Consider the following 12,178-nt stretch of genomic DNA (forward strand, 5'->3'; position numbering starts at 1 on the left):
CTGAACGCCAATTTATATCGTTTGTCAGCCCACGCCGCTTTTTCGTCCAATACCCCCAGATGACATAAGGGTGAGGTGAGATATGGGATCTCAGGTCTGGGTTGTGGCAACGCTGCTGGTCAGCATTGTGTTGATTGTTTTAACCATCGTAAAACTGAAGTTTCACCCGTTCCTCGCGCTGCTGCTGGCGAGCTTTTTCGTCGGCGCAATGATGGGAATGAGCCCGCTGGATATGGTAAACGCCATTGAGAGCGGGATTGGCGGCACGCTGGGCTTCCTGGCGGCCGTGATTGGTCTTGGGACCATTCTCGGCAAGATGATGGAGGTTTCCGGCGCGGCAGAGCGCATCGGGATCGCCCTGCAGCGCTGCCGCTGGCTGTCAGCAGACGTGATTATGGTACTGGTCGGCCTGATCTGCGGCATTACGCTGTTCGTGGAAGTGGGCGTGGTCCTGCTGATCCCGCTGGCGTTTTCCATCGCCAAAAAGACCCACACGTCGCTGCTCAAGCTGGCCATTCCGCTCTGTACCGCGCTGATGGCGGTGCACTGCGTGGTGCCGCCGCATCCGGCTGCGCTGTTTGTGACCAATAAATTAGGGGCGGACGTCGGGACGGTGATCGTCTACGGCCTGCTGGTGGGCCTGATGGCCTCTCTGGTCGGCGGCCCGCTGTTCCTGAAACTACTCGGCAATCGTCTGCCGTTTAAACCGGTTCCGGCGGAATTTTCAGACCTGAAGGTGCGGGAGGAGCATACCCTGCCGTCGCTGGGCGCCACGCTGTTTACGGTGCTGCTGCCGATTGCCCTGATGCTGGTGAAGACCATCGCCGAACTGAATATGGCAAAAGACGGCACGCTGTATACGCTGCTGGAGTTTATCGGCAACCCGATCACCGCGATGTTTATCGCCGTGTTTGTCGCCTACTACCTGCTGGGGATCCGCCAGCACATGGGCATGGGCGCGATGCTGACCCATACGGAGCACGGCTTTGGCTCTATCGCCAACATTTTGCTGATTATCGGCGCGGGCGGCGCGTTCAACGCCATCCTGAAAACCAGCGGACTGGCGGACTCGCTGGCGCATATTCTCTCGAACCTGCACATGCACCCTATTCTGCTCGCCTGGCTGGTGGCGCTGGTGCTGCATGCCGCCGTTGGCTCCGCGACGGTCGCGATGATGGGTGCCACGGCCATCGTCGCGCCGATGCTGCCCCTCTATCCGAACGTCAGTCCGGAGATCATTACCATTGCCATCGGTTCCGGCGCAATTGGCTGCACGATCGTCACCGATTCCCTCTTCTGGCTGGTGAAGCAGTACTGCGGCGCGACCCTGAATGAGACCTTCAAATACTATACGACGGCGACGTTTATCGCCTCGGTGCTTGCACTTGGCGGCACATTCCTGCTTTCTTTCATTATCTGAGCGCGAAGAGACGTATTATGGAAAACGCAACTATCACCACTTTAACCGCACAGTTTCCTCTGGTTGAGGATCTGATTGCCCTGAAAGAAACCACCTGGCTTAACCCGCGCACCACCACGCTGGCGGAAGGGCTGCCCTATGTCGGGCTGACCAAAGCCGACGTGGACGACGCCCATGCGCGACTCAACCGCTTCGCGCCGTATCTGGCGAAAGCCTTCCCGGAGACGGCGGCAACGGGTGGGATTATTGAATCCGAACTGGTCGCGATCCCGGCAATGCAGGCGCGGCTGGAGAAAGAATCTGCTAAGTCTATTCCCGGCACGCTGCTGCTGAAAAAAGACAGCCACCTGCCGATTTCCGGCTCGATTAAAGCGCGCGGCGGTATCTATGAGGTGCTGACCCACGCGGAAAAGCTGGCTCTGGACGCCGGATTACTGAGCGTGGAGGATGACTACAGCATCCTGCTGGAGCCGCGCTTTAAGGACTTCTTCAGCCAGTACAGCATTGCGGTAGGCTCAACCGGCAACCTGGGGATGTCCATCGGTATCATGAGCGCCCGCATCGGCTTTAAGGTGACGGTGCATATGTCCGCCGACGCCCGCGAGTGGAAGAAAGCCAAACTGCGCAGCCACGGCGTCATCGTCGTGGAATATGAGCAGGATTACGGCGTGGCGGTGGAGCAGGGACGCAAAGCGGCAGAAAGCGATCCGAACTGTTTCTTCATTGACGATGAAAACTCCCGCACCCTGTTCCTGGGCTACGCGGTGGCAGGCGAGCGGCTAAAGGCGCAGTTTGCCGCACAGGGCCGCGTGGTGGATGCCGATCATCCGCTGTACGTCTATCTGCCGTGCGGCGTCGGCGGCGGCCCTGGCGGCGTGGCGTTTGGCCTGAAGCTGGCCTTTGGTGACAACGTCCACTGCTTCTTCGCGGAGCCCACGCACTCCCCGTGCATGCTGCTGGGCGTCTACACCGGCCTGCACGACGAGATTGCCGTACAGGACCTGGGCATTGATAACGTAACGGCAGCGGACGGGCTGGCGGTAGGACGCGCGTCCGGCTTCGTGGGCCGCGCCATGGAGCGCCTGCTTGACGGGTTCTATACGCTTTCCGATCAGAGCATGTACGACATGCTCGGCTGGCTGGCGCAGGAGGAAGGCATTCGGCTGGAACCGTCCGCGCTGGCGGGCATGGCCGGGCCGCTGCGCGTGCCTTCAGATGCCAGCGTTACCCACCTGGTGTGGGCGACCGGCGGCGGCATGGTGCCGGAAGACGAGATGGCGAAGTATCTGGCGAAAGGGAAGTAATTATGCCGGGTGGCGGCTGCGCCTTACCCGGCCTACGGTTCGCGGCAGTTGTAGGCCCGGTAAGGCGTAGCCGCCACCGGGCTTTAAAAGCTCACAATTTGCTGAATGTGGGTCATCGCAAACAGCAGTGAGAGAGAAAGCACGGCCAGGGCGATCAGGAACTTATCCCGCACCGCCTTCGGCTGCACAACATCCTCTTTTGCCACGTCCATCAGGTTACGACTGCGGGTATAGCGCCATAAAACGATCGCCACCAGCGCCAGCACAACAAGCGAGATCCAGAACGGCACCCCGGTACGGTGCCAGTTGTGCTTAATCGCCAGGGCAATCAGCGCACCATACCCCAGCAGCGTGCGCAGCCAGGCGAGTGACGTCCGCTCCGGCTGCAGGCCGGGGTCCGCTTCGCGTCGCGCTTTGCGGCTATCCGCCATAGAACACCAGCACCATCACCACACCCGCCACCGCCAGCAAAATCGCGCTGATGATAAGTAATCCACGCGTATAGGGCAGATCCTGCTTCAAACGCATCGCCTTCTCATTGCGCAGCCAGCGCAGGTAGCCGTAAATTGCCAGCACGCCCGCGAACAGGCACAGCAGCAGCGCCAGCACCTCGCGAATCAGCGGGGTGGCGAAATCAGGCGCGAGCTGGTCGAGCCCCACCCCGGCGGCAAGGAATCCCAGCGCGGTGCGGATCCACGCTAAAAACGTGCGTTCATTAGCCAGCGAGAAGCGGTAGTCCGGCGCTTCGCCGAGGCGGGAAATTTTCATGAAAGTTCCTTGTCGAGCTACGGGCAGGCTTCAGCATAGCGTAAATCGACAAGGACAAGGAGACCGGCATCGGGCGATGCCGGTCGGGACGATCAGTGCAGCGCTGGCCAGTAATCCTTGTTGGCCTCGATCAGGTCATCCAGAATCGCTTTCGCAACAGACGCGCTCGGCACGGTTTTCGACAGGGTAATCGCCTGCCAGAGTTTCTGGTACGAACGCTGCTCCCAGGCATCCACCACCAGTTTTTCCACCGCCACCTGCTGGCTCATCAGCCCTTTCTGGAAGTGCGGAATATCGCCCACCGTGAGCGGCTCCGGTCCGTTATGGCCCACCAGGCAAGGAATTTCCACCATCGCATCGGCATCAAAGTTATGGATGGCCCCGTTGTTTGGCACAATCAGCAGCATCCGCTCCTGGGTGTTAAAGGCAATGGCGGTTGCCAGATCGACGATGTACGACGCGTGTTCGTCGATTTCCAGCTCACCGGCGGAGGATTTTCCCGCCTCGATAATCGCCCGGCAGGAACTGAATACGTTCTTCTCACGGTGGTCCATGACCTCATTGGCGCGGGTGCGTTCCGGGTTGGAATGCGCGACCACGTAGTCCGGGAACAGATAATACTTGAGGTAGGTGTTCGGCATGGTGTCCGGATCCAGCGCCTGCACGTCTTTGGCTTTGGCGAACGTATCGTTCCAGCTCGCCTCGGTGTGAGCGTTGTCAGAAGGCGGGACATAACCGTTTTTCGCAACGTATTCGCGCAGCTTCGGCATCAGATCGTTGCCGTTCAGGTCTTCAATTGACGTCCACCAGCCGAAATGGTTCAGGCCGTAGTAGCGCACGCGCATCTCTTTGCGGTCTTTCAGGCCGACAATCTGTGCCATGCGCCCTTCGATGCCGATCGGCATATCGCAGATATTGAGGATTTTGGCGTTCGGACGCAGGCGGCGCGTGGCTTCCGCGACAATCGCCGCCGGGTTGGAGTAGTTCAGCATCCACGCGTTCGGGGAGTACTGCTCCATGTAATCCACCAGCTCCAGCACGCCGCCGATAGAGCGCATGCCGTAGGCAATCCCGCCCGGGCCGCAGGTTTCCTGGCCCAGCACGCCGTGGCGCAGCGGGATTTTTTCATCTTTTTCGCGCATCGGGTATTTGCCCACGCGGATATGCGCCATCACGAAATCGACATCGCTAAACGCCGCTTTCGGATCGGTGGTGTAGCTGAATTCAATCTCCGGAGCCTGCTCCTTAAGGATGATTTTGCACGCTTCGGCGATGGTCTCCTGACGCGCGCCGTCGTTGTCATAGAACTTCAGCGCGCGCAGCGGGAAACGGTCACGGTTGGCTAACAGCATCAGGACGATACCAGGCGTAAAGGTGCTGCCGCCGCCTGCAATGACAACTGAGAATTTTTTCATGATATAGCCTCTGTCAGGGTGGTTTGTTCATTCGTTAAGGGGGTTTTCATCAGCGATTCCAGCTGGTCGCGCACCTGAGGAACGTGCAGGCCGACAATCACCTGAATGCCGTTACCGCGTCGCACCACGCCGTGGGCGCCGAGGGCTTTGAAGACGTCATCGCTTTGCGTTTTCGCCATATCGACCAGGGCGATGCGCAGGCGGGTGGCGCAGTTGTTGATGCTTTCGATGTTGGCCGCGCCGCCGAGCGCCTGCAGGAATCCGGCGGCCTGCCCGACCTGCTGGCTGGCCGCGGCCGGGGCGGTGGTTTGCCCGCGCGCCGCCTTATAGTCGGCCTTGCTGTAGAGCTTGATTTCGCTCTCCTCCCGGCCCGGGGTTTTCAGGTTCAGACGTGCAATCAGCGTTTTGAAGACCACGAAGTAAATTCCGGTGAAGCAGACGCCAATGCCGATCTGGGTAAAGACCGTCGCGGCGTGGTTATGGAACATCGGGATCCAGTTTTGCGGCAGGAACTGGTCCAGCAGGCCGCCGCCCATGTTCCCGACCACGCCGAAGGTGTACATCACCGTCGCCATGGTCGCCGCCAGCACGGCGTGAACGGCAAACAGCAGCGGCGAGATAAACAGGAAGGTGAATTCGAGCGGTTCGGTAATGCCCACCAGCACCGCGGTAAGCGTGGCCGGGACCAGCAGCCCCGCGACCTTGACGCGGTTTTCCGGCGACGCGGTGTACCAGATCGCCAGCGCAATCCCGACCGAACCGAACACTTTTGAGTTACCGTGCAGGGCGAAGCCGCCTTCCGGGAAGAGGGTTTTCAGCGGCAGGGTGCTCTGGCTGAATTCCTGCAGATGCTGCGCCCAGTAGACCTGAATCCCCCCTTCCACCGCCGCCGGGCCGAAGATGAACGGACCGTAGACGAAGTGGTGCAATCCGGTTGGGATCAGAATGCGTTCCAGGAAGGTATAGACCCACACGCCCAGCGCCCCGGCAGAGCGCAGGAACGCCTGCAGGGACTCAATGCCCATCTGCACTTTCGGCCAGCCCAGCAGCGTCAGCCAGGCGCAGGGGATCATGACGAAGAACGCGAGGATAACGACAAACGAGCTGCCCTGGAAAATCCCCAGAAACACCGGCAGCGGCTTGTCAAAATAGCGGTTGTGGATGGCGGTGACGATGCCTGAAATCACGATGGCGCCGATGATGCTGGTATCGAGCGTTTTGATGCCGGCAATCATCGCCAGCCCGCTACCGGCCGTCGGTTCGGCGGAGAAGTCGACGCCAAAGAAGTGGCCCCAGGTCATCCCCATAGCGTTGATGAAATAGTTCCAGGTCAGGAAGCTAATCAGCACCGCCAGACAGGCGCGGCCCTGGGCCTGCTTCGCCAGGCCAATCGGCAGGCCGACGGCAAAAATCAGCGGCATATTGCGGAACACCGCCCAGCCGCCTTCTTCAATGATGTGAACAATCTGCGCGAAAAGATGATCGGGGGCCGTTAAGGCTTCGCCGACAAACAGCGGGTTGCGAAGCATGATGGCGATTCCCACCACGATCCCGGCGAACGGAAATAGCAACACCGGGGTAAACATGGCACCGCCAAAACGTTGTATTTGACTGAGCATTTTTAAATCCTCATGAAACAACCTGTAGGGGTAGAGGCCTTTATGGTTTTTTGCTGGCCTGAGGTGAGCATAAGAACTTACTGATGCGCGAACATGGCGTGCCGCTGCGATTCGTGATCGCATTCATGGTTTTATTTTGACCAATCAGGTCTACTTTTTGCGGTAAATATGGACATGTCAGGACGCCATCCACGCCCTGATAAGGGCAGAGAGGTCTACTGGTGATCTACAAATCCATTGCTGACAGATTGCGGCTGCGGCTGAATTCGTCGGACTACAACATCGGCAGTCCGCTGCCGGGCGAGAAAGCGCTGGCGCAGGAGTTCGGCGTGGCGCGAATGACCATCCGCAAGGCGCTGGATCTGCTGGTGAGCTGGGGGCTGGTTGAACGGCGGCACGGCAGCGGCACGTTTGTGTCACGCAAAGACGTTCACCACGAAACCACCAACCTGACCGGGCTGGTGGAAGTGCTGCGTCAGCAGGGAAAAGAGGTGCAGAGCAAGGTGCTGCAGTTCGAAGTGATGCCCGCCCCGCCCGCCATCGCCAGCCAGCTGCGAATTCAGGTGGATGAGCGGATCTACTTTTCCCGACGGGTGCGCTACGTGGACGGAAAGCCGCTGATGCTGGAGGACAGCTTTATGCCGGTGAAGCTGTTTCGCAATCTGTCGCTGGCGCATCTTGAAGGGTCAAAGTTTGATTACATCGAGAAGGAGTGCGGGATCACCATCAGCGGCAACTACGAGAGCCTGACGCCGGTGCTGGCCGATAAGCAGCTGGCGGGTTATATGAACCTGCCGGAACAGACGCCGCTGCTGCGTATCACCTCCCTTTCCTACAGCGACAGCGGCGAGTTCCTCAATTATTCCGTGATGTTCCGCAATACCAGTGATTACCAGGTGGACTACCATCTGCGGCGCATCCACCCGGACGACCTGCTAGCCCATCCCCCAGAACAGCACCGCCAGTAGCTGCGGGGTGATGATGCGCAGGAACATCACCAGCGGGTAGACGGTGGCATAGGAGAGCGCAGCCGCGCCGCTGGTGGTATGCAGGTTGTTGGCAAAGGCCAGCGCGGGCGGATCGGTCATGGAGCCCGCCAGCATGCCGCACAGCGTCAGGTAGTTCATTTTGGCGAACATCCGCGCCAGTATGCCTACCGTCAGCAACGGAATCGCCGTGATAAAGATGCCGTAGCCGACCCAGCTCATCCCTTCGCCCTTAATCAGCGTATCGACAAAATCCCCGCCGGACTTCAGCCCGACCACCGCCAGGAACAGCACGATGCCCAGCTCGCGCAGCGCCAGGTTGGCGCTCGGCGGCATAAACCAGTAGAGCTTACCGATGCAGCCGATACGCCCGAGGATCAGCGCCATAATCAACGGCCCGCCCGCCAGGCCCAGCTTGAGCGCAACCGGGAAACCCGGCACGTACAGCGGGATGGAGCCAAGGAGTACGCCAAGTCCAATACCGATGAACACCGGCAACATCTGCACCTGCTGCAGCTTCTGCTGGGCGTTACCCACCATATCCGCCACGGCGTCGATGGACGAGGGGCGACCGACCAGGTTGAGGATATCCCCGAACTGCAGGCTGGCCTCGGGGCTGGCGACCAGCTCGACACCCGCACGGTTGAGGCGGGAGATCACCACGTCATAGCGTTCTTTTACCTGCAGATCGCGTATTTTTTTGCCAAGGACGTGCTCGTTAGTCACCACAACGCGTTCCACGCGCATATCGGTGCCACGGGTTGAGAGAGAGGTATCCACTTCCTGACCAATCACCAGCCGCGCGTTGTTTAAATCGCCGGGCTGGCCGACCAGATGCAGCAGATCGCCCTGCTGAATGATGGTGCCAGGCGCGGGCACCATCAGCATATCGTCGCGCTTAAGGCGCGAGCAGATGATATTGGCGCTGTTCAGGATCGGTACGTCCTGAATCGCCATATTGTTCAGGTTGGGGTTATCAACCCGAATGTTGATGGTTTTAATCGGCATATGGCCGTTGGTGAGCGTGGTTTCGTGGTCTTTCGCCTCTTTATCAACGTTAATGCGAAACAGGACGCGGACCAGCCACATGGAGAGCAGAATGCCGCAAATGCCAAACGGATAGGCCATGGCGTAGCTCATCCCCATCTGGTCGACGATGCCGGGTTCGATGCCCAAATCGCGCAGGATTTGCTGTCCGGCACCGAGCGCGGGCGTGTTGGTGACCGCTCCGGAGAAAATGCCCAGCACCACGGGCAGCGGGATAGCAAAGATTTTATGCAGAATGGCGGTGACCAGCCCGCCCATCACCACAATGCCGAGGGCAAACAGGTTGAGCCGCAATCCGGAAACCCGAAGTGAGGCGAAAAACCCCGGCCCCACCTGAATCCCGATGGTATAGACGAAGAGGATCAGGCCGAACTCCTGAGTAAAGTGGAGCATCTCGGCGCTCAGCACCAGCCCGAGCTGGTCGGCAAAGTGGCCGACAAAAATGCCGCCAAACAGCACCCCGCCGATCCCAAACCCGACGCCGCGGATTTTGATATTCCCTATCCACAGGCCAACAACAGCGACCAGGGCCAACACGCTGACGGTTAACGCGATATCACTCATGATCCACTTCCTTGGCATAACCTTAGTTATGCTAAGGATTCTCTCAGAGCCGTGGGCGGTTGTATGGGCGATGGCGCACAAAAAAGCCCTGCCGGGGCAGGGCCTTGTGCGGTCTGTGAGCGGTGTCGGGTGGCGGCTGCGCCTTACCCGACCTACAGGTTCGGTGGGCTTGTTAACTGTTTAACGCCGGCCGGTCGCTAATGGCGATACGCTGCGGCGCGATGGCTTCCGGTACGTTACGGGTCAGGTCAATATGCAGCAGCCCGTTGGTAAACGTTGCGCCGGAGACGTCCATATGGTCTGCCAGAGTAAAGCTCAGGCTAAACGGCTGATTAACCAGCCCCTGATGCAGCCATTTGGTCTCGGTCTCTTGTTTCTCCGGCGTACCTTTCACGGTCAGACGCGTGCCTTCGAGCTGGATATCCAGATCCTCCTGACGGAAGCCGGCCAGCGCCAGGGTGATGCGATAGTGGTTATCGTCGCTTTTTTCGATGTTGTACGGCGGAAACGTCTGTTGCTCAGCGGTGTTTTGCAGGGCATTAGCCAGTTTGTCAAAACCAATCCACTGACGAAGTAAGGGGGATAAATCGTAGTTACGCATACTAAATCTCCTTCTGAGAAGCGAGTTCGGCACAGTTTAATTTTGTGCGCAGTTGTTCCTGCAAATCCGGATGGATTCGCATATGCTCCCGTTACGGCAAGCAAGTCTGGGTGGGCCGCTCGCGCGACCCGCATAATTAGTTAATTTCGATACGACGCGGTTTTTTCTCTTCCGGAATCACACGTTCCAGTTCGATAAACAGCAGGCCGTTGACCAGGTTCGCGCCTTTCACGTGAATGTTCTCGGCTAACTGGAACTTGCGTTCAAAGTTGCGCTCAGCGATGCCCTGGTAAAGGTAGGTACGTTCTTTCTGCTCGGCCGTATGGGAACCTTTCACCACCAGCAGGTTGTCCTGCGCGGTGATCTCCAGTTCGTTTTCTGCAAAACCGGCGACGGCAATGGCGATGCGGTAGTGGTTTTCATCAACCAGCTCAACATTGTATGGAGGGTAGCCGTTGCTCTGGCTTTGGTTATTTTCTAAATGGTTAAACAGGCGGTCAAAACCAATTGCAGAACGGTATAGCGGAGAAAGATCGAAGTTACGCATAAATAAAACTCCTGAAATCAGCGAGAAAATTAAGCCTTCCACCATGGACAGGCCTTTGCGCCCCCCGAACACCCATCAGGCGAGTTCGTTATCGGGTCGTATTCTTAAAATGGGTCTGCAACCGGGCTTTTCAAGCACGACGACTGCACTTTTTTTTGCACTTTCCTGCATCTCGCTTAGACTGGGACAACAGCACAAAGGGTTAAATTGCGATGGCTGCCACAGTGCGGGGTTATCGGGCTATCCATTTTGGTTAAGGCTCGTTATAACCCTGAGTTGCAGGTCTATGCAGTGCCATTAACGATGACTGAGTGATGATGAAAAATGTTCTGATAAAGCTGACGACGTTCAGCGGGGCTGTTTTACTTTGCGGGTGTTCGAGCGTGATGTCTCACACCGGCGGTAAAGAAGGAACATATCCGGGGACGCGCGCCAGCGCGGCGATGATCTCCGATGACGATACAAACTGGGGCACCAAATCCCTGGTTATCCTGGATATGCCGTTTACGGCTGTGGCGGATACGCTTTTGCTGCCGTGGGATATGTTTCGTAAGGACAACTCCGTGCGCTCACGGGTAGAAAAAAGCGAGCAGGAGAATCTGGCGACAAACGCCGTTATCCCGCCCGCTGACATGCCTTCACGCTAGTTCTGCGCGGTTTCCGTTAACCAAAGTTGACGGAAACCGCCTGTCTCTTCCATCCACGCGATAAAGCGCCCGTCCGGGGAAAACACGACGGCATCAGCAGACGGCGGATTGCCGTGATCGGACGTCAAAAACGTCACCTCTCCAGTCTGCGCGTCACAGCAGGCGATCCGGTTTTCGAGCACAACCCCCAGTCGGTCACCCGCCGGATGCCAGTTAAACGCAGACTGAATACCGCTCGCGGTCTGCGTCAGCTGGCGCGGCTCGCCGCCCTCAGGCGAGATCAGCCACAGCTGCACAATGCCGTTATCGTCGCGCATCAGAAACGCGATCTGCGTTCCCTGCGGGTTGCTGCGAACCCAGTGACGCGGCACGTTCACCAGACCCGGATAAGCCCTCTGATGCGTAAAGGTCAAACGACGCTGCTTCACCCCTGCAGGCGGGGCTGGCAGGGTCTCTTCGGTGCCCTGCAGCGGCGCATCGCCCGCACGCTTCCAGCCCTGCTCGTCTTCCGGCAGGTCGACGATAAACAGTTCCGGGACTTTTTCGCCCTGCGCAGAGAGGGTATCGCCGATAAACGCCAGCCTGGTGTTGCCCACCCAGCCCTCTTCATAGGCGCGGTTAATCTCGTCGCTGCCCGGCTTCGGGTTGGGCGTCGTGCGGCTGACCAGCACGCTCCAGTAAGCGCCCGGGTATTCGCGGGAATGGTTACCCTGCGGATTCACCGGGCCATAAGGCGCCGCCACGCCGACGTTGCGTAAATCACGTTTAGGATCGCGCACGTGCAGCACGTGGTCGTTATAGGTAAAGCTGACAAGCTGGCCGTTCGGGCTGAAGACATGGACGTGGCTGCCGCCGCGCAGCGCGCCAGGGGTGTACGGCGAAGTGATATCCATCGCGTCCAGGTTGCTCACCTGACCGTGATGCGCAATCACCCCCTGACGATGATGAAAATCGTAGTGCCAGTCTGCATCCGGGTTTTTCGGACCGTGGATAAAGACGTATTTCTCTTGCGCAGGATGAACGGTCACCACGCCAACGTGCGCGCCGTCAGTGGCGCGATAAACCACGTCTACCTCGCCCGTGCCGACGTTGACCCGCTCGATGGTTTCTCCGGTGAACGATGCACCTGACGGGCGCACGTCATAGACCAGCCACTGGCTGTCCGGCGTCCAGGTATTGATGTTGGTCAGCTGGTGGTTGCGGGAAGCGAAGGTGATTTGTTTCATGAGGATACCCTGATGCGCTGTTATCGCATCAGGG

At 58.7% G+C, this 12,178-nt stretch carries 12 protein-coding genes and 1 other annotated feature; of the genes, 4 read left to right on the forward strand and 8 right to left on the reverse strand.

Annotation, left to right across the window (positions count from 1 at the left end; genetic code table 11):
• Nucleotides 1-82 precede the first annotated feature (82 nt).
• Nucleotides 83-1,420, forward strand: coding sequence for a D-serine transporter DsdX (gene dsdX / locus F3J31_RS19355; RefSeq protein WP_024907381.1), 1,338 nt, complete (start codon nucleotides 83-85; stop codon nucleotides 1,418-1,420).
• A 17-nt stretch (nucleotides 1,421-1,437) separates the two neighbouring features.
• Nucleotides 1,438-2,724 (forward strand): D-serine ammonia-lyase, encoded by a 1,287-nt coding sequence (dsdA, locus tag F3J31_RS19360; protein WP_048030329.1) that lies wholly within the window; start codon nucleotides 1,438-1,440, stop codon nucleotides 2,722-2,724.
• A gap of 83 nt (nucleotides 2,725-2,807) precedes the next feature.
• Here the strand turns inward: dsdA and F3J31_RS19365 are convergent, their stop codons facing one another.
• The 4 genes from F3J31_RS19365 to F3J31_RS19380 form a co-directional block, all read right to left on the reverse strand.
• The gene (locus F3J31_RS19365; protein ID WP_045909368.1) at nucleotides 2,808-3,155 is read right to left on the reverse strand and encodes a DUF202 domain-containing protein; all 348 of its coding nucleotides are present in this window, start codon (nucleotides 3,153-3,155) and stop codon (nucleotides 2,808-2,810) included.
• Nucleotides 3,145-3,492, reverse strand: coding sequence for a YidH family protein (locus tag F3J31_RS19370; protein WP_024907384.1), 348 nt, complete (start codon nucleotides 3,490-3,492; stop codon nucleotides 3,145-3,147). Before F3J31_RS19370 ends, F3J31_RS19365 begins: the two co-directional genes overlap by 11 nt.
• A gap of 92 nt (nucleotides 3,493-3,584) precedes the next feature.
• Nucleotides 3,585-4,907, reverse strand: coding sequence for a 6-phospho-alpha-glucosidase (locus tag F3J31_RS19375; protein ID WP_167214805.1), 1,323 nt, complete (start codon nucleotides 4,905-4,907; stop codon nucleotides 3,585-3,587).
• Complete coding sequence (locus F3J31_RS19380) at nucleotides 4,904-6,526, reverse strand: alpha-glucoside-specific PTS transporter subunit IIBC (RefSeq protein WP_024907386.1); 1,623 nt, start codon at nucleotides 6,524-6,526, stop codon at nucleotides 4,904-4,906. The genes F3J31_RS19375 and F3J31_RS19380 overlap by 4 nt, the downstream gene beginning before the upstream one ends.
• 221 nt (nucleotides 6,527-6,747) lie before the next feature.
• Between F3J31_RS19380 and F3J31_RS19385 the strand changes: the two genes are divergently transcribed.
• Nucleotides 6,748-7,494, forward strand: a complete 747-nt coding sequence (locus tag F3J31_RS19385) for a GntR family transcriptional regulator (protein WP_023618235.1) — start codon at nucleotides 6,748-6,750, stop codon at nucleotides 7,492-7,494.
• On the opposite strand, the gene F3J31_RS19390 is transcribed toward F3J31_RS19385, so the two are convergent.
• From F3J31_RS19390 to ibpA, 3 genes are all read right to left on the reverse strand, one after another.
• Entirely contained in the window at nucleotides 7,462-9,123 is a 1,662-nt protein-coding gene (locus tag F3J31_RS19390) for a putative transporter (RefSeq protein WP_111967621.1), read from the reverse strand. The two genes, F3J31_RS19385 and F3J31_RS19390, sit on opposite strands and share 33 nt — an antisense overlap.
• Before the next feature lie 172 nt (nucleotides 9,124-9,295).
• Complete coding sequence (gene ibpB / locus F3J31_RS19395) at nucleotides 9,296-9,724, reverse strand: small heat shock chaperone IbpB (RefSeq protein ID WP_008500161.1); 429 nt, start codon at nucleotides 9,722-9,724, stop codon at nucleotides 9,296-9,298.
• Nucleotides 9,725-9,860: 136 nt separating this feature from the next.
• A complete protein-coding gene (ibpA, locus tag F3J31_RS19400; protein ID WP_008500162.1) occupies nucleotides 9,861-10,271 on the reverse strand; it encodes a small heat shock chaperone IbpA in 411 nt (136 codons plus the stop codon).
• Nucleotides 10,265-10,336: a sequence feature (ROSE (Repression Of Heat Shock gene Expression) occurs in the 5'-region of heat shock genes and acts as an RNA thermometer to modulate expression.), on the reverse strand. It overlaps the preceding gene by 7 nt.
• Nucleotides 10,337-10,585: 249 nt before the next feature.
• On the opposite strand from ibpA, the gene F3J31_RS19405 reads away from it, so the two are divergent.
• Nucleotides 10,586-10,918, forward strand: coding sequence for a YceK/YidQ family lipoprotein (locus tag F3J31_RS19405; protein WP_167214808.1), 333 nt, complete (start codon nucleotides 10,586-10,588; stop codon nucleotides 10,916-10,918).
• Here F3J31_RS19405 and F3J31_RS19410 read toward each other — a convergent pair.
• On the reverse strand, nucleotides 10,915-12,144 hold the full coding sequence (locus F3J31_RS19410) for a DUF3748 domain-containing protein (protein ID WP_167214811.1): 1,230 nt from the start codon (nucleotides 12,142-12,144) through the stop codon (nucleotides 10,915-10,917). The genes F3J31_RS19405 and F3J31_RS19410 overlap by 4 nt on opposite strands.
• Nucleotides 12,145-12,178 lie beyond the last annotated feature (34 nt).

Origin of the sequence: Enterobacter sp. Acro-832 (assembly GCF_011752745.1) — a bacterium.
GTDB classification, from domain to species: domain Bacteria; phylum Pseudomonadota; class Gammaproteobacteria; order Enterobacterales; family Enterobacteriaceae; genus Enterobacter; species Enterobacter quasiroggenkampii.

Excerpts from the sequence above, each read along its gene's own strand:
- dsdX (WP_024907381.1), top strand. The coding sequence starts at position 83 with ATGGGATCTCAGGTCTGGGTTGTGGCAACGCTGCTGGTCAGCATTGTG.
- dsdA (WP_048030329.1), top strand. The coding sequence starts at position 1,438 with ATGGAAAACGCAACTATCACCACTTTAACCGCACAGTTTCCTCTGGTT.
- F3J31_RS19365 (WP_045909368.1), bottom strand. The coding sequence starts at position 3,155 with ATGGCGGATAGCCGCAAAGCGCGACGCGAAGCGGACCCCGGCCTGCAG.
- F3J31_RS19370 (WP_024907384.1), bottom strand. The coding sequence starts at position 3,492 with ATGAAAATTTCCCGCCTCGGCGAAGCGCCGGACTACCGCTTCTCGCTG.
- F3J31_RS19375 (WP_167214805.1), bottom strand. The coding sequence starts at position 4,907 with ATGAAAAAATTCTCAGTTGTCATTGCAGGCGGCGGCAGCACCTTTACG.
- F3J31_RS19380 (WP_024907386.1), bottom strand. The coding sequence starts at position 6,526 with ATGCTCAGTCAAATACAACGTTTTGGCGGTGCCATGTTTACCCCGGTG.
- F3J31_RS19390 (WP_111967621.1), bottom strand. The coding sequence starts at position 9,123 with ATGAGTGATATCGCGTTAACCGTCAGCGTGTTGGCCCTGGTCGCTGTT.
- ibpB (WP_008500161.1), bottom strand. The coding sequence starts at position 9,724 with ATGCGTAACTACGATTTATCCCCCTTACTTCGTCAGTGGATTGGTTTT.
- ibpA (WP_008500162.1), bottom strand. The coding sequence starts at position 10,271 with ATGCGTAACTTCGATCTTTCTCCGCTATACCGTTCTGCAATTGGTTTT.
- F3J31_RS19405 (WP_167214808.1), top strand. The coding sequence starts at position 10,586 with ATGATGAAAAATGTTCTGATAAAGCTGACGACGTTCAGCGGGGCTGTT.
- F3J31_RS19410 (WP_167214811.1), bottom strand. The coding sequence starts at position 12,144 with ATGAAACAAATCACCTTCGCTTCCCGCAACCACCAGCTGACCAACATC.